This window comes from Moorena sp. SIO3H5, from assembly GCF_010692395.1.
Taxonomy (GTDB): Bacteria; Cyanobacteriota; Cyanobacteriia; order Cyanobacteriales; family Coleofasciculaceae; genus Moorena.
In genome coordinates this window covers 34530-52069 of record NZ_JAAHHS010000001.1, presented here as the reverse complement: position 1 = coordinate 52069, position 17540 = coordinate 34530, and the positions used below count along the sequence as shown (strand labels likewise).

The 17540-nt window shown below is 39.7% G+C and carries 15 protein-coding genes; 5 read left to right on the top strand and 10 right to left on the bottom strand.

The window, feature by feature from the left end:
* Positions 1-418: 418 nt before the first annotated feature.
* Entirely contained in the window at positions 419-1165 is a 747-nt protein-coding gene (locus tag F6K52_RS00215) for a S8/S53 family peptidase (RefSeq protein ID WP_293072454.1), read from the top strand.
* 37 nt (positions 1166-1202) lie between these two features.
* Here the strand turns inward: F6K52_RS00215 and F6K52_RS00210 are convergent, their stop codons facing one another.
* The 4 genes from F6K52_RS00210 to F6K52_RS00195 form a co-directional block, all read right to left on the bottom strand.
* Positions 1203-4775, bottom strand: a complete 3573-nt coding sequence (locus tag F6K52_RS00210; protein ID WP_293072452.1) for a hypothetical protein — start codon at positions 4773-4775, stop codon at positions 1203-1205.
* Positions 4776-5044: 269 nt separating this feature from the next.
* Positions 5045-6817 (bottom strand): hypothetical protein, encoded by a 1773-nt coding sequence (locus tag F6K52_RS00205; RefSeq protein WP_293072450.1) that lies wholly within the window; start codon positions 6815-6817, stop codon positions 5045-5047.
* Between the two features lie 140 nt (positions 6818-6957).
* Complete coding sequence (locus F6K52_RS00200) at positions 6958-8088, bottom strand: sigma-70 family RNA polymerase sigma factor (protein WP_293072448.1); 1131 nt, start codon at positions 8086-8088, stop codon at positions 6958-6960.
* Between the two features lie 776 nt (positions 8089-8864).
* A complete protein-coding gene (locus F6K52_RS00195) occupies positions 8865-9107 on the bottom strand; it encodes a hypothetical protein (protein WP_293072446.1) in 243 nt (80 codons plus the stop codon).
* Between the two features lie 155 nt (positions 9108-9262).
* Between F6K52_RS00195 and hisI the strand changes: the two genes are divergently transcribed.
* Positions 9263-9748: a phosphoribosyl-AMP cyclohydrolase gene (hisI, locus tag F6K52_RS00190; RefSeq protein WP_293072444.1), complete on the top strand. Its 486-nt coding sequence runs from the start codon at positions 9263-9265 to the stop codon at positions 9746-9748.
* 200 nt (positions 9749-9948) lie between these two features.
* On the opposite strand, the gene F6K52_RS00185 is transcribed toward hisI, so the two are convergent.
* Complete coding sequence (locus tag F6K52_RS00185; protein WP_293072442.1) at positions 9949-10617, bottom strand: zinc ABC transporter substrate-binding protein; 669 nt, start codon at positions 10615-10617, stop codon at positions 9949-9951.
* Positions 10618-10797: 180 nt separating this feature from the next.
* On the opposite strand from F6K52_RS00185, the gene F6K52_RS00180 reads away from it, so the two are divergent.
* A complete protein-coding gene (locus F6K52_RS00180; RefSeq protein ID WP_293072440.1) occupies positions 10798-11166 on the top strand; it encodes a translation initiation factor in 369 nt (122 codons plus the stop codon).
* 97 nt (positions 11167-11263) lie between these two features.
* On the opposite strand, the gene F6K52_RS00175 is transcribed toward F6K52_RS00180, so the two are convergent.
* From F6K52_RS00175 to F6K52_RS00165, 3 genes are all read right to left on the bottom strand, one after another.
* A complete protein-coding gene (locus F6K52_RS00175) occupies positions 11264-11770 on the bottom strand; it encodes a hypothetical protein (RefSeq protein ID WP_293072439.1) in 507 nt (168 codons plus the stop codon).
* Between the two features lie 185 nt (positions 11771-11955).
* A complete protein-coding gene (locus F6K52_RS00170; protein ID WP_293072437.1) occupies positions 11956-12609 on the bottom strand; it encodes a nucleotidyltransferase family protein in 654 nt (217 codons plus the stop codon).
* A gap of 40 nt (positions 12610-12649) precedes the next feature.
* On the bottom strand, positions 12650-13807 hold the full coding sequence (locus F6K52_RS00165; protein ID WP_293072435.1) for an XdhC/CoxI family protein: 1158 nt from the start codon (positions 13805-13807) through the stop codon (positions 12650-12652).
* A gap of 166 nt (positions 13808-13973) precedes the next feature.
* Between F6K52_RS00165 and F6K52_RS00160 the strand changes: the two genes are divergently transcribed.
* Positions 13974-15140, top strand: a complete 1167-nt coding sequence (locus tag F6K52_RS00160) for an NAD(P)/FAD-dependent oxidoreductase (RefSeq protein ID WP_293072433.1) — start codon at positions 13974-13976, stop codon at positions 15138-15140.
* Positions 15141-15684: 544 nt separating this feature from the next.
* On the opposite strand, the gene F6K52_RS00155 is transcribed toward F6K52_RS00160, so the two are convergent.
* Positions 15685-16161: a hypothetical protein gene (locus tag F6K52_RS00155; protein WP_293072430.1), complete on the bottom strand. Its 477-nt coding sequence runs from the start codon at positions 16159-16161 to the stop codon at positions 15685-15687.
* 127 nt (positions 16162-16288) lie between these two features.
* Here F6K52_RS00155 and F6K52_RS00150 point away from each other — a divergent pair, with 127 nt between their 5' ends.
* A complete protein-coding gene (locus tag F6K52_RS00150; protein WP_293072428.1) occupies positions 16289-16735 on the top strand; it encodes a hypothetical protein in 447 nt (148 codons plus the stop codon).
* Between the two features lie 118 nt (positions 16736-16853).
* On the opposite strand, the gene F6K52_RS00145 is transcribed toward F6K52_RS00150, so the two are convergent.
* Entirely contained in the window at positions 16854-17528 is a 675-nt protein-coding gene (locus F6K52_RS00145; protein ID WP_293072426.1) for a transaldolase family protein, read from the bottom strand.
* Positions 17529-17540: the final 12 nt, after the last annotated feature.

The following is a 17540-nucleotide window of genomic DNA, read 5'->3' as shown; positions in this document are numbered from 1 at the left end:
ACCTCAATGCTACGAGCAAGTCTGTAAAACTTGGGATGAATTCCAGCCAGCAGTTAGTGCTGGGCAAGATGAACAACTTCCAACAATCTTTCAGAACTGAGATATCGATAAATTTGTTATTTAAACCCTAATTAAAGTAGATTTTTAGTCTCAATTATCAGACTGTTTTGCCATTGCTTTTTATTTTTGGTTTTGGTTGACCATTTTTGAATTCAAAATTCAAATTTCAAAATCCAAAAAATCGAGCTAATGCTTAATCATATAAATATTGGCTAATAGTTATATGATTAAATAACTGAATTTTTTAGGGGTATAATCTAGTATGGGTGAATTGTAGAATGTGGGATATATGGAAGTACCTTTTTCAGAATCTTGTGTTTTTTCAACGACAACTCAAGGAAGAACTGAGACAAATCAGGTGACTGTTGCCGTCATTGATACTGGCATATCACCAGAACGCTTGGAAAACCCTATTATGCTTCCCGGTATTAACCTGAGTGGAGAAGGTGATATTGATGATACGACGGATAGTGGTAAGCATGGTACAGAAGTTGCCAGAACTATTCTTTCTATTGCTCCTCATACCAGGTTAGTTCCGATTCGACTGATGGATCGTTATGGTTGTCTCCATGAGCGAGAAAAGGTTGATGAGGCGTTTGAGTGGATTCTGGAAAACCGGGAATCTCTGGGAATTAATATTGTCTGTGCTACGTTTGCCGATTTTAGTCATTCTACCTCAGATGCAGAGTATCGAGGGAGTCGTTTGCAGCAACGGATTGCCACTTTACGGGAACTGAATGTGCTGACAGTTGCTCCCGCAGGAAATTGGTATCGGGAGTTTCGGAAGAAGTTACCTCAAGGAATGGCTTGGCCTGCGATTATTCGAGAGGTAATTAGTGTGGGAGAAGTGGAGGAACGGGAGGATGGCATGCGGTTAACGGAACGTACCCAACGACTGCATTCATCGTTGGGTACGGGATGTCAGACTACTGTGTTTTCAACTTCGGGTGAGTTGGGGAATACCAGTGGTGCTGCTGCTATTGTTGTTGGAAAGATTGCGGCTTTACTTGAGCTGATAACACTGATGGAAGTAAATCTTGCGCTTGCAACTCTATTAAAGAGTCAACAATGTTTGTATTACATAAACCAATTTTTTTTACCATAATACTTTCCCGTGTTTGGATATTGGTCAAATATTGCAGTTATAATGAAATAGGCTTACCTTTAATAGCTCCTGCCAAGCCGAACCCAAAAGCAGGTACACGGAAAATCCCTGCAAACCCCAACAAAAGGGCCTTACTGCTGGGTTCTGGATCAAAAGCAGCCAAACTAGCACATATCCTGCTTGCATTCACAAAATATGTTGCAAAAGTAAACTTATATCTGTTCTTATATTTGCCTGTAGGTTCTTCATCTGTCACTCGCTTATAAAGCTTAAACCAAATCTCTTTTACTAAAGCGAAAGCAGCAATTGCAAATATACAACCACTTGTGCCTTTATTGGTGTAGGGAATATTAGCAAAACACATTACAAATATCTCTATCAACATGACAACCATCACACATGATGAAGCGAAAGCTCCATTATTTTCTGCATCAAGGATCTTTTCGATAGCTATATCATTAGGATCTTTCAGGATAATTACTCCAATGATACTCATGAGAATCAAGCCAACAGCAACTGACCTAACAGAAATTAGCTTTCTTGTCATGTAACCGCCCATATCTGTTTCTGCTCTAGGAAGGATTATGCTCTCTAGTCCCAAAATTCCCACCAGCAGAGGGAACACTAAAACCCAAGCAAATGCAGAGACGACAGAGAAAATCCTCCACCACCAGATATCTGGCATTATAAAAGACTGTACCCTGACTACTTTATTGTGAGGAATTGCTGGAAGTTCACCCTCTTTTATTGGAGCTTCTCCAAAAAGGATTTTGTAGGTAATCGTTGTTGGAACAGCAACAAGCAAAGCTACGGCATCAATCAATTTAAACGAAGTGCTAACAGATTTACCTGTAATCCACTTGAGCAGTTTTTCGATAAAGGGAAACCCGATCTCTGCGAACATCAGATTTCGCCCAAAGCTGATTAAGTCTTGGATGAGATCGAAAAGTTTCAAAATCACGCCCTTGATTATCCGAAGAGCTGTCCCAAGAGCCTCCGAGCCTACCTCTTCAATCAGGGAATTGATTTTACCAAATATCCAGCCAATACTAATATCTTCAACATCTGGTAAATCGTCTTTAAAGGCATTGGAAAAAATAACTTCCATCTGCTTAAAGCTCTGTGATAGTTCATCCCAGGCAGTTTTAAACGTACCTTCAAGAAATTCCGCGAGGGCATTTTGAAGAGTTATATCCGGATCTGGAGTCTTGATTTCAATGACTTCGTTGGCGATATTTTGAAATTTCTCAAAAATCCAAGAAATAGCACTATTGCCATTCACCAAATCCATTTTCTTTTGCGTATCATCGTCTGTATTCTTTTTCACCACAGACGACAAGCTACTGGATTCATCCTCTTTTGGTCGCCGATTTTCTGGCGATTTCCAGTTCTCAACTGTCTCAATAAGCTCATCAAAAGTGCTTTCTACACCTTTCTTCATTGGCTCAATAGAATCTTTAATCCGGTCGATCGCCACATCAGTTGCTCGAACCAATACATCGCGAACGCGCAGGATATCATCCCAATTAAAAAGAAACTTGAGAAAATTCCAAACTTTTTCCAGACCTGTTTTACACTGCTTCCATAACCATTTAATTGCACCACCCACTTGTTCCAGAGTATTCAGAACAAAACTTTTGATTTTATCGCCAATTTTACAAACAAACTTAAAAACGCTTTTGGCAGCTTCTTTTGTTTTGTGGATGACAAAAGTTATCCCACCTTTAATCCCATCTTCTCGAACCCCATTAATTAATCCCTCGAAAAAGTCAACAATCCCTTCACCTACATTTTTGAAAAACTTGCCAACATTCTCAACAGCATTAATAACCGAATTTATAGCATTACCGACGATGGTTTTTACCCCATGCTCATCAGCCTGAATACCCCAACGATAATCATCAGGTACAGTATCAGTACGTAACGTGGAACTAAAAGGCTGATCGCAGTTTACTAGGGAAATCCCAGCAACAACACCATTAGCAGAATTGGCTAAGGAAGACATCTGATTAAGAGAGCCTGCCAACATATCCACTTTGTTTTTGTCTGCTCCTGTACGGAAACTTTCGGGGAGTAAAGGTTCAGGTTCTTCACCCTCTTTTGTGGAGATAGTCGCCTTTCGCAGTTCATCAGCTTTTATAGTTTTAAATCGTTCGTGTACTCCACTAGCAGGATTAACATCAATACATTGATCAAATCCCTCAATCTGAAAGCGATAAATGGCTGGAGTAAAAGAGCGCACGCGATCGTACAACATAACGCTGCCATTAAAATCTGTCTCGGTTTTAATGGGCGGCAATTCAGGCCCGATAAATACCGCTTTACCGTTGATAACAACACTGGAGAGAACAGAAGCAGTTACCGTAACCTTGACATTGGGTTTAGGCAGACTACTATCACTCAACACCCGTAGATTTGTACCATAGCAAGTAATTGGCGTAACTTCTTCTGGATCGGCAACCGTTAGCGGTCGTTCTTGCCAAATACCTTGACTTTCTTCTCGGCAAAGGAAACCAGCTTGACCATTTCCATACACCACAAGCAAAGATGTTGTCATATGTTTGTCTCCATGCACGGGAGCGATCGCTTGCACCCCTACGCGCAAACGCAAAGGTTCCCCCCAGTCTTGATCAGCAGCCTTCTTAACAACATTCAGATCGCCATTTTGTAACAAAGACCAAACAGAAGCACTACCATCAGGTGCATCCCCCACAATCAAATCCCGGACATTAGGGGCAAGATCTGGTGGTGTTACTACGGTAGTAACAATTTCTCCTTTTTTACTAGCTTTTACTTGATAAATGTCACGAGCTTTAATCTGGTGAACACCTTGACCGCCAACATAAATATCGCTGCCATAAATCGGTCCCAATCTCCGAATATCTGCAACTTTTTTAGTTAGTCCTGTTTCTAATACATTTGCTCCATCTGGACAAGGAAGAGGTTGGACAGGGGGACTAGAATCAAAACGACCATCTTTATATCTTGGGAAGAGACGGAAAGACAAGTCTATTGTTCCGTTATGGTTACCCAATACAGCAATACCACAACCCAATAAAGGTAAAACTGCCACTTCAAAGTCTAAGATTTCTTTGAGAGTGAGTGCTGTATTAAAAATTAGAGCAAGATCAAATTGCTGTTCAATATTATTACTACGAAGCAAGTAAAAAACCTCATCTGAACCGCTATCTCCAGCCAAAACAACTGTCCAAACACCATCTCCTTCATCTAACACCCGAATTCCTACTACTCGAACACCTTTTAGAGTACCTTGTCGAGTACCACAGTCTTTCCATTCAATATTTTCCCAATCGCTTTCACAACTACTCAGATCATAGGCAACAAAAACTCGGCTACCATCGGAAGAGTCATCATCTACTGCGACAGCAATAGTAATCTTATCGTCCTCTGTCCAAGCAGCACTATGAGCATGGACTGGCAGCGGTTTACCATCAATCCCCTTAAATGCTTGGCTCAGATCGATTAGCTTCCAACCATCCCCACTCTTGGATTCATCATCCTTACGCACGAGATAAAGTTGGTTTTGATTGCTAATAGTTAACACCATTGGTGTTACAACGTTCCCTTTTTTGTCGGGAATAGCAACCATACGACGTTGAAAACGTCCATGAGCATTAGGATCTGCTAGGTCTTCCCGACCAAATGTGCGGGAAGATTCCATATAGTCAATGATATCTGTACCAACTGTAAACCGAGCTTTTTTGTCAGTTGTATCCTTGGTGGAAAAACTGATTACGTTAGGATTGACAAGTTTAGGACTATGATTTTGCATTATGTTCACCCTAGTGAATAGTTTTTAATTACTTGTATGTAGGAAAATTCCATGAAAATTAAATTGTGATGGCTTACTTTTGAAGCTTAAGGCGTTTTATAAATCACATCAAAGAGCAAATCACCAGCATATGAGAAGCTTGGTGTTTGGAAAGTAAATACTCCACGACCTGGCGGGATAAATGATTTCTCGGCTAGACTCATGTCGATTGTTTTTAAGTTATTTTTAATAGCTGTCTTCATCATTTCTCGATTTTTTTTCTGTAAATCAGCAATAGTTTCATTGGCTGTTTTTTGAGCCATAAGAATTTTAAACGCTTCTGAAGCAAAACTATCCTTATTTTTAGTTAATTTTGCCAACCCTTGGACTTCTTCTTTTTCTACAGTAACTTCGCTAAATTTAATATCTTTTGAAGTTTCCGTATTAATTTGAAATTTTTCAGTTCCACCAGAATCCTTCAATCTAATAGTAGCATTAAAAGTTTGAAATCCAGCAAGCCTAATCCAAGATTCTCTACCAAGTGATTTAAGCCCAATAACCCATGAATCATAATTGGCCGTAGTCTCAATTTTTCCTTCGATTTCAATCTCATTTGTTTGAGGCTTAGGTTTAATTTTCAACCAGGCAGTAACTTTAATTAAATATTTAGCGTTAACTATATCATTTCTAGATTTGCAATCTTCATAAGGTATAAGTTCATATTTCCAGCCCTTCTCTTCTTTTATAGGTTGTACCTTCAACTCTTTGGTACATCCGGGTAGAATATGCTTTTCAAAAAATACGAATTTACTAATAGCCATTAGTCCAGACACAGAAGAGTCTACACCAGTTATTTTTTTGGAATCAATCCAATTATCTGCAAGCTTGTTGCGAGCTTCATCTAATTTTTTTTTCTTCGGAAGCTCTTGTTCCCCAAACACACCCAAATAACTAAGAGTACTGGCTTTTTTGTAATCATCATTTCCTTTGACATGAAACGAAAAATCAGTTAGCCCAAAAGTTGGAACATATTCTTGTGTTTGGCAAAATACAACTTTTCCAAACACAAAATCAGTCTTATTTTTGTTGAATAACTTACTTATGGAATCCCTTATTTTCAATGAATGTTTGTCTGGAATATCTTGAGGAATATCATTTGATACATTGGAAACCAGATCAACATCTGTAAACTTCATACATAAATATTCGATGGAGAAAACAGAATCAGGAAATTCATATTTACTAGCTTTATTGACTTCTCCTTTATATTTTTTAACTGCATCTAGGTCTTCAAAGCTCATCTTTTTAAGTGATTCGGAAGAAGGTTTCTTTTGGTCTATTGTTGACAGAAATGAAATAGTGAAAGGAGTTAAATAGAATTCATTGAAATATTGATCACGATTGTCTTTCTTATATTGTTGAGCATATTTATTAAAAACATCTTCATCATCAAGATTTTCTTGTTTTTCCCTCATACAATTTTCCACTGCTTTTTCCATGTCACGTCTCTCTTTACGAGTCAAGTCTTTTTCTTCGTAAACAGTGATCGATTTTATTGGTAGTGTAACTTCAACCTGTGCGAGTTTTGTGCCCGTTACATTCAAATTCAGCTTTATTGGGTCGAGTTCGAACTTCATGCCAGATCCTTCAGATTCCGTGTCAGGGATGTACAAGGAAGCAAACTTTTTCTTTTCCATTCTAGTAAATTTATCGAAAAAATCAGAGTTAGCAATCCAAATATCCCATGCTACTTCCATTTGGCTGTTGATTGCTTGCTGAGTCAGAGCAAGGCACATATCGAAGTCGGTGAGAGAGTTGCGAGTATCGTTGGTCATAACTTTCCTTAGCAATAGTGATAAAAGACTAACACCGAGTTCCATTCAAGAAAGGGATTCGCCTTTAGTATATCTGGGTCAAAAGCAGTATCAGTTGAAGGCAAAAAAAGTCCTCATACACCCATAGATTACAATGGTTTTTTTGCTAGACTTTAGGTGGCCACTGTTTTTTTGCTTTCTAAATACTAGACGTTACTCGGTATGATTTTCTGACTGTTTTTTCCAAAAAAAATAAATTGTCTAAAAAAAATAGCGATCGCCCCTCCCGTATCGGCCAATGTCCGGTCCCAAATTCCCCCAATATACTTTGATGGGCAATGGGCAATAGACGATAATTTTATGTTTTCAATAAAAGGATTTATGAACCCAGATGTAGTATGATTCTGTATCCAACTCAGCAATAAAACAGGCAGCCTAAATATTTCGCTGCGCCACATCAAAGGCCATCGCCAGACGTAACCATATCTTAATAACTCCCTACAGTGATTAGCAACTTTAGTAACAGTCTGACTCACAAGTTCCCTTGACTCTATAGAACTATCTACAAATTCAGGTATTTCTGCCTTTACTTCCTCAAAATACTCTTTTGCTGATACTATCCCTGTTTCTTCAACAGTCTGGTTCGCGAGTTCTGTTAGTTCAACAGAACCCTCCACAAACTCAGGTGTTTCCCCTTCTTTCTTAATCTCCCTTGTTTCCCTGACTTCCCCATCAGTTCCTCGAAAATAGGCACTCAACCTCTCTTTAAGCCGTTTCCGTGCCAAAGATATCCGCTTGCAGACATTATCATAAGATATCCCTTGCCGATCGGCAATTTCTTGATGGGAAAGCTCCCGATAAAAATGCAAAATAAAGGTCTCCCGCAACTTTTCCGGTAACTCAGCGATCGCCCCTCGTATCCGTTCGGACCTCTCCTCTCTCTCCAGAACAGACTCTGGACATTCAACCGTTCCTGTAGTAATAACTTCTTCAGTATTACCCACCCATTCAATACTTTCAATACCCACAGCAGCACAAGAACGTTTGCGGATAATATCGATGCAAAAATTACGAGTTACCTGATACAACCAAGCCTTTAAATTAGTAATTTTTTCCCCGAACTTTTGCACCTTTTCCCAAGCTTTTACCATTGCCTGACTCAGAGCATCCTCGGCATCCATTCGGTTAAAATTCATCATCTTGAGACAGCAGCGATAAAGCTGGCCTCGACTTTCTTGCCATTGCTGCCAAAACTGAGAGATTAGATCGGAGCGATCGTTCTCTGTTGCAGCATTATCTATTAAGTTTCGTTTTGTATTTGCTGTTCTGGAAGCCATAAAAAATGAAATTGGTTTTGCCCTTCTGATAAAACATAGATATTTTTGAGATGCTTTCTGACGGGAGCATCCCAGTTTGGCAATGGGTATGAATAATCACGAAATGACCACCTATAAAAAGCCACTATAATCAGCTTCCTTGGTGCATAATGGTGTCTTCAGATGTTCTGGAACATAGACTTGCTCCCCATCAATTTGTGAGAACAATTTAATAGTAGCCCTGTTATATATCTGTGATCCGAGTAAAACTCATAGAAAAACTCATAAGCACCTACACAGAATTAATTTTCTACTGCCAATCTCTGTCACCCTTAACCTGAAAGGCTTTGAGTATTTGCTCACGGGGTGACAACAAAGCTCAAACCTAGATAGGTGTTAGGTTAATGGTTTTAGGTTTTGGGTAAAATGAGCGCATCGGAGTGATTTGTATTGCTCTCTATTGAAGCAATTTTTACCATACAACGTCAATGATAGTTTTAATCAATCCATACCCGCACGGACATTCTTCCCGCTTCACCTAACCCCTAAAACCTAACCCCTGTAAGATTTTAAAGAGCGCTTGTCACCCCCTGAGGAATATTTGAAAATGTGTATGTAATTAATTTTGTGCATCTGCTTATCTCACGAAAAACTCAGGGAGCATGTCACAAAGCGCCGAATATTTGGGGAGCAGGTCAATTTTGTAAGAACACTTGAACTACAAACCCTTGAACTACAGTGTTTTCGGGGCTTCAGTAGCAGTCATGAGTTCTTTTAGTACATTTGTTCTATTAATTTTACATACTCCCTATCACTACTCGTCTCGACTGACTTTGGCTCAATAACTGCTGAGCCAAAAATTTCCGTCCAGTCGTCTTTTCCAACAACGCCCTTTCCGGCTTTTCCCGACTTTCTCCTACTAACAACTCCCGCTCCCAAGCTGCGTAGGGTGGGCAAGGTCTAATGAAAGAATTGAGAATTTTCCGACCTAGGCTTGCCCACCCTACAAATCTACCGAGAAAGAGTATTGACTTAATCAAATAATAACGATATAATTCCAGGACTTATGCAAAGGTACTATCTGTAGAGTGCAACAACTATAGCGCTATAGTTGTTGCACTCTATAATAGTGTGGTCTGGTGCCTAAGTCCTGTATATGTAATAATGATTATCAAAATTACAAAATTTAGCTAATATGAATGCCCTATTTACCGCCCGCACTTCCGTAGAACAAGTAGAAGAAGGTTTGTCACTTGCCCCCAAATTTGATGCCAATGGTTTGATTCCAGTAGTTACCACAGATGTCAACACGGGTGAAGTGCTGATGCACGCCTATATGAACGAAGAGGCGTTAGTTAAAACTATTGAAACTGGTGAAGCTCACTATTACAGTCGCAGTCGTCAGCAACTATGGCATAAAGGTCAATCTAGTGGACTGGTGCAAAAAGTACAGCAGCTAGCTATTGATGACGACCAAGATTGTCTGTGGATGCAGGTTAAAGTAGCTGGTTCGGGAGCTAGTTGTCACGTGGGTTATCGTTCTTGTTTTTATCGCCGTATTCCTACGGGAAAAAGTGCTATTGATTCCCAGGAACCAATTCAGTTAATATTTACCGAAACGGAGAAAACCTTTGACCCGAAAACAGTGTATGGTGATGCTCCCAACCCAACACAATTGTAAATTTAATTCTACTTTTCTTATTTAAGGAGAACAAAGTAATAGACCTCTTGCAAAAGTATTTTTCTGATAGTGTTTGCGTCAATTATTCTCCACTGTTCCCTGTTCCCTGTTCCCTGTTCCCGACTTCTGCAAGAAGTCTAATATCATTTCTGGGCTGACTCTAAGGAGTTATGGGCCGCAAGGCCGCTGAAGCATCGGGCTTACTTAAACTCGGAACAGGTGCCCCCCAAGCCGGTCACAATGGTGCAGGTGTTGTAAACCAGCATGCCCTGATAGCTGCCTGCGGGAGTGCCCTTTTCCCCGATGCCGTCGGCAATCAGCACATCCTCTGAAATATTGACGCCCGCCTCATTTGCCACGGTTCGCAGCACCTTGTCGTTGGCGGTCAGCTCCGCAAACAAGATTGGAACACCGATCGCCTGAATCCTCTCGGATAGGGATTTAACCTTGGCTGCTGTGGGTTGTTGCTCCGTTGAGACTCCCAACAGGGTATCTTCCACCGTCAGGCCATAGGCTCTGGCGTAATAGCTCATGGCATCGTGGGTAGTTATCAGACGGCGCTTATTCTGTGGAATGGTGGCAATTTGTTTGGGAATCCAGGTGTCCAACCGCTCCAACTTACTGGTGAGAGCATCAGCATTGCTGGTGTAGCTATCGGCATTGTCGGGGTCGATTTTAATCAGGGTTTGCTCGATTTCCTCTACCATGCGGATGCCGTTTTCAACGTCATGCCAAATGTGGGGATCGGGTTCCATTTCCCCTTCTTCCTCCACTTCAATAATGTCCTGGACTGCTTCTTCGTGGTGCAAGACACTGGATTTGAAGGGACATTCCAGATCGAAATCGATTGTATTCCTGAACATGGACATCCAGAACCGTTCCTTTCTGGGATAGGATAATGGGTAATGGGTAATTAGTAATGGGTAATGGGTAATGGGTAGTTGGTAATTGCTAGTTTATGATTACCGATTACCCTGACCAAAAAATCCAGCCACTATTTGGTAAGTGATTCACCGGAATTATAAATAGATTGATACTAAATTAAAGCAATGGCTTCATCAAAATCAAAACGCAATGCTTCTGACTCCAAAACCCCTGGCAATCGAATTGCCTACCAGGAATTTGGCACTAGCAATGACGCTGCAGTTGAACGAGCGATTCAGGAACTTCCCCCAAATCAGCAAGATTTGCGGGTACAGGCATCACGCAAAGGACGTAAGGGAAAAACCGTTACAGTAATTAGTGGATTTCAATCATCACCAGAAACCTTAACCAAGTTACTTAAACAGCTGAAAGGCCAATGTGGTAGTGGTGGTACAGTTAAAGATAATACTATTGAAATTCAAGGTAATCATACTGATAAACTAGTACAAATTATGATTAAACTGGGCTACAAAGCGAAAGTTAGTGGTGGTTAATGGTAAAAGATAAAATAAATCTGGATGTTTAAACACGGATAAACGGATAACCTAAGATTAGGTTATCCGTTTTAATTACTAATTTTAATGACTAGATTTAAATGACTAGTTTCGTAATCCTTAAAACATCATGATCGGAACGAAGATAGGGAACTGAGGTACTTCTGAATCCAGTAACAAAGGGTCGATGATACAACTTCCAATAAATGGGACTCAGGTCATGAGCGATCGCTTTTAGGGCTTTGAGTTCTTCTGCTAGTTCCGCTGCCAGTTCATTAATCCGTTCAGCGTGGTCATAAGCTTGTTGTGTGGCTTGTTCTATTTGGTTTTCTAGGGTTAGGGGTTCACTGATAGTAAGTGCTGGCTGTAGCTGCTGCTGTTTTTGTTGCAACTGGGCTTCTAAGGCTGCGATCGCATTATCGATTCCTAGTATCTCTACCGACCGTTGGGCGTTTTCACTAGCTTGACGACGGTAGGCTTGAGCGATCGCTTCTGGAGACTGGTCTTCTAAGATAATTTCCTGGCGGGTTAGGGTATCACGTTCAGCACGCAGTGCGGCAATGCTCTGGCGAATTGCGTCAATTTCTGAGTGTATTTGCTCCATTTTTGCCTTTAGCTATGAGTTTTATACTCTTGTTATATTGAACAGTCAACAGCCCTATCCACAAGGGGATGGAGCTTGTCACTAACAGGACTTACGCCATCACTATACCAGTAAGCTGCGTTAATAACGCACTATACTATAGCGTTTGTATTTGAGATGTAAACCTCTATGGTCTGTTTTTATTGTCAAATAAAACTGAGGATCTCTTTCCCCCCTTGGTTTTTCTGTAGCTGTTGGTAATCTCTTGGTGTATCAATATCAATTACACCTAATGGAAAAGGAATACTACATACGTCGTTGTAGTATTTATTGATTAATTTTTTTGCTCCCACGGTCTCATCTAAGGTTGCTAGTTCAGAGAAAAATATATGTTTAAACAAAACAGGTACACCTAATGTATCTGCATATTCACAAGCAACAATGGGTTTTACCGTAGCATGATAGGCTGCCACTAAAGAATTAATAATTTCAGTAGAAATAAACGGCTGATCACAAACAGTAAGAACTGCTGCGTCTATGGTTTCCAAACAAGTTCCAAGGGATAGAATTCCCCTACGAATTGAGGAACCCATTCCCAAATTCCAATCTGGGTTTTCAACTACCGTTACAGAAGGTTGCTTAACTTCAGAATATATCTGTTGGGCATTTGCTCCTAAAACCACCACTACAGGCTTGCACACTGAAGCCATTGCAGTCTCTATGGTATGGCGAAGTAAGCTGGATCCCTGATAGGGTAAAAGTTGTTTAGGTTTACCCATGCGGGTTGATGCACCTGCTGCTAGGATAATAATAGCAATAGTTGATTCAGTTGATTTTAGCTGTGAATTGGTGATTTTCATTTCATAATTCAAAGAATAACGAGATGCGCTTCAAAAACTTTTATAGTTTATCAATTGGGATTTCCTTGACTTGATTTCGTTCGTGAATTGGTTCCATGCGGTGTTTTAAAAAGCCACCACCACGGTTTGCTAACACGGCTTGAATTTCAGCAATGATGGATAATGCGATCGCTTCTGGTGTATCTGCACCAATATCAATACCAACAGGAGTATATAACTTTTCTAGCTGTGTGGGTGTACATTCTACTCCTGCTGTACGTAAATCTTGCAGTAACCTGGCAGTGCGTTGCTTGGAGCCCAAACAACCCAAATAGCTGATCTCAGCAGGGATTAGCACTTTCAAAATTTCTAAATCATCAAGGTAGTTATGAGTCATGACCACAGCAATGGTGTCATCATCAATAGATATTTGCTTGTGTAGAATTTCCCTGCGGGTGAGAATCACCTGATCAGCCATGACAAAACGCTCTTGAGTTACCTCACTCCCTCGACAATCAACTATAGTGACTCGCCAACCTAAGGCTTTAGCAAACTCTGCTACAGGTAGACTATCACGACCTGCACCAAAAATTATTAGGTGTGGCGGGGGTTTAATAAACTCGATAAAAATATCTACTTTACCGACTGCTAATTGGTATTGATGGAAACTTGAATGTTGATTTTCCAGAGCAGCTTGAGCATCTTTGAGCAAAGCAGCAGTCAAATATTCGTCTTTAATATCAGTATTGACAGTATTATTTGATTGCAGGATTAAACGCGCCCCAACCTGAACATTAACCTTACCTTCTACAGCCATAACAGTGGCAATAATACCTGGTTGCTGGTTGTGGAAACATTGATTAATAAAAGCTAATGGATTAAGGGGATTATCTTGATTTACAGGCTCAATCAAGACGTTTACCACACCGTTACAACCCAGGCCAAATCCCCAGATAATGTCTTCATCAGCAGTGGTATCATAAGTGACGACTATGGGTTTTCCGTCTGGCATTGAGACGCGAGTATGCTCAAATACATCATTTTCCAAACAACCACCGCTAATGGTTCCTACCATTTTACCAGTTGATGTGATCAGCATCCGCGCACCAGGTTGGCGATAGGTAGAGCCTTGAGAATTGACAACAGTAGCAAGAAATACTTGTTGATCGTTGTGTTGACTATCTCCGAATGCTGCTAGAATAGAATTTAGCTCTTTCATCTTGACTACTGGACACTCCTGTTATAGCCAAGCTTAACAATTTGGGCTCAATGATGTAAAGTAAAATTTTTTGTGGCTTTTGTGGAGATATTTGATGAATAGAATTATGAAACTACACCCAAGCGCACAATCAAAAAATCAAGTTTAAAAGATATACCGATTATTTATGGAAAAAGTTGCAATTATTGGTGCTGGACTTGGAGGTTTGGCTGTTGCTATAGCACTCCGTAAATACGGGTATGATGTCCAAGTTTATGAAAAAGCACAAGATTTTCGCCCCGTTGGTGGTGGTCTGGGGTTGCTACCAAATGGTTTAAATTTCCTTGATGCTATTGAACCGGGGATAGTAGAAACTATCAAAAATTCAGGTTGTGAGGTTAGGAAAAACGTTTTAAAGAATACTCAAGGTGAAACAATTCGCACTAACCCACGAAGCAGATTTGAGGATAAATACGGTCAGCAATTGATAACTGTTTGGTGGTGGCATTTGCAACAAATTCTAGCATCTAGACTGCCTTCTGATAGTATTCATCTTAACCATCGCTGCATCGGTTTTGAACAAGATGAGAATTCTGTGTCAATATATTTTGATAATGGGGAAAAGGTTAGTGCAGATTTTCTAATTGGAGCCGATGGTATAAATTCTGCCATTAGAGAAGCTTTAATTGGAGACGGCAAACCCCGCTATTTAGGAAGTATGTCTTGGCGTACTGTAATTAAGTGTCACCAAGAATTACTTAATCCCGGTGAACTCGGGTTTGTGAAAGGTAATCAAGAATTTATGTACCTCCTCAATCTCGGTGATGATTATATTTATTGGGGATATCGTAAATTATCATCAGATTATGTTGTTTCTCAAGATGCGGCTGAGGTCAAATCTCGGGTTCTCGATCAATTAGCAGACTGGGGAGAATCATTGCGATCTCTTGTGGAAGCAACACCAGCAGAGCGAATTTTTGAATCACCAATTTGCGATCGCTTACCTCTCAAATCTTGGAGTCAAGGCAGAGTTACTTTGTTGGGTGATGCAGCTCATCCCATGTCACCTGCTTTGGGACAGGGGGCCAATAGCACCTTTGAAGACGCATATGAACTAGCCTTGTGCTGTTCCCAAGCATCCAGCATTGAAGAAGCTCTGGCTCGCTACGAACAGCGTCGTATACCCCGTACCAAACTGATGCAAACCCGTAGTGCTTTGGCTAAAATGGGTGACAACACAACGGACACAGAGGCTGCTAATCAGCAAATGCAGGAGCAGTCACAGATGAGTCGTGAAGAATTTGAAGATTGGGTTTTTAACTATAAACCTGAGGTTGAATTCTATGATAATTAATCTAGTCTTTAGAAAGAGGAACTTTTATGATTATCAAAAATTAATTAAAATAAACAGAATATCACTCCAGACTAAGATTAGAAGTCCTTCCAGGATTTAACTTGCTTAATCTGACAGATTCACAAAGACATCAATTAAAACAATCTCTATGGGAACATGATGTTATTTTTGTCAAAAATCAACAGCTTACTGCATCGGATTTATAATAATTTGCCATAAAAAATTTTGAAAATTTGATGTTTGGAGGTAATTCTTTTTCTTTAGACCCGGATCTACCTCCAGATATCCAGAGCAAATATACATATATTTTAGGTAATCCTAAAGGATTTGATCAAGAACCTCCTAAAAAAAATGTTGGATCCCTGGTGTGGCAGATGCGTTTGCCCTGTTAGGTTGGCGAGTCAGTGGGTTTGTTAATAAATTTTGCTCTTAACTGAGGTCTTACAATGCTTCCATCACAGTCAACAAGTAATATTTTCATAGCTTTGATCAGCATTAAATCAAATAGACGCATTATACACTTGGAATTGCTTTAAAGTTTTTTTTACGATTCTGGAAAGATGCTAGGAAAAGCCATTGTTAACAACATAATAATGTTCATTACCCAAAATATCAAAACTAACCATAATAAACTTAACCAAGGTTGAGAGTAAGTTGTAGCATGAAGACCTGACCACAATTGCCAAATCCGAAACCCTGTATAAAGCGTTCCAATAATTACAACAACACTTTTACACAACCAACGGCTAAAAACTATTTCACTAGCTAGTTGAACAAAAACAACTATTAAATAGCATATAAAAAATTGACTCGGAATTGGTTGCCTCCAAAAAACGATTAACATGACACTAGGAAGGATTACCCCAATTAACAGAGCAACATTTACCCAAATTTTTATGAACTGTAATTGGATTTCACTATAAGCCATCACTGGTTTGAGTGGTAATGCTGCTTTCTTAACTAACCAACCCACTTCTAGGCTTAATAAGGTAGTGCCAACAATAAATAAAAAAATAGTCAACAAATGATTTGGATTCATCTGCGGATAAGCTGAAAACATTTCTAGATTTACCCAACTCGATACCTTCTCATGATACCTTTGCTCGTGTATTTGCCCGCTCACGGGGTGAGCAGTTACGACAAAACCCTTGATTGTACACCATTGTTCTCTCTTTTCTATATGCGTTTACCCTGATTGTTTTCCTCCTGACATTGGGCAAGGCGTTAATTCTGCTTTAGAAGATATCTATGTTTTCCAGGAAATATTAGCCGAAACTCAAGATAATCTTTCTGAAGCACTTCCTCGCTATCAAAACCTACGCAAGCCAGATATTAAAGCCTTAATTCGTTTAGGACAAATTAGTTATCCTTGGCAATATAATCAAGACCCATTACAAAAACGATTGTGGAGTCTTAATTTCTTTCTACGCTTTCTATTTAATCCCCATTCCTTCATAATGATTCAAAATCACGAATTATCTTACTCGGAGATTATTGCTAAAAGTAACAGGACTACTCAAGTGTTATTGATATTGGAAGGATTGGCAATATTGACTTTACTGTTGAAACTTGTGAATTACAATAATTTTTACTGATCAAGACAGGGAATCAACGTCAAAGAAGACTGTACTTCATAACTGCGATCAACTCTATATGTATGTTTATGTATGGTTTCTATATCTGCCTGTTTTTTTATCCAAAACTCAGGTCAGATTAAGTTTCAAAAGCTAATTTATCACCAAAGACTTGTTGCCAATCAGTATTAAATTGTTCAACGGCCAAAGGTATAGCCGGATGTGAAACCATTTGTCCCATTATACCTACAGGCAAAGTAATTGCACCAACCCCTGCTTGTAATACCTCTAAAACTTGACGGGAATTTTTAAAACTAGCAGGTAATAAACAACAACTTAGCTGTTGTTGTTGGACAAGTTGTTGAAGTTGCTCCACAACTGTGACACCATTTCCCCCAAAAACATCAATTCGATTTACATAAGGAGCTAAATAATCTGCACCTGCTAGTGCAGCTAAAAAACCTTGTTGAACTGTATAAATTGCCGTAGCTAATAGAGGTATCTGCTTCTGATGTAACTGTTTTATTGCCACCAGACCTATTTCCGTGGCCGGAATTTTCACCACAATATCATAGGGTAAAGCTATTATTTTCTCAGCTTCAACGATAATTTCATCTACAGATTGACTAATAACTTGAATGTGGAAACGTGCCTCATTCCCTAGTATAGAGTTTACTTCTTTAAGTAGTTGATTAACACCTATGTTTGCTTGAGCTAGAATACTGGGGTTGGTTGTTATTCCTTTAATTGGTAAGCAAGAGTGAAAACGTGCTATTTGTTCAACATCGGCACTGTCTAAATATAGTTCTAACATGATTTAATTTTG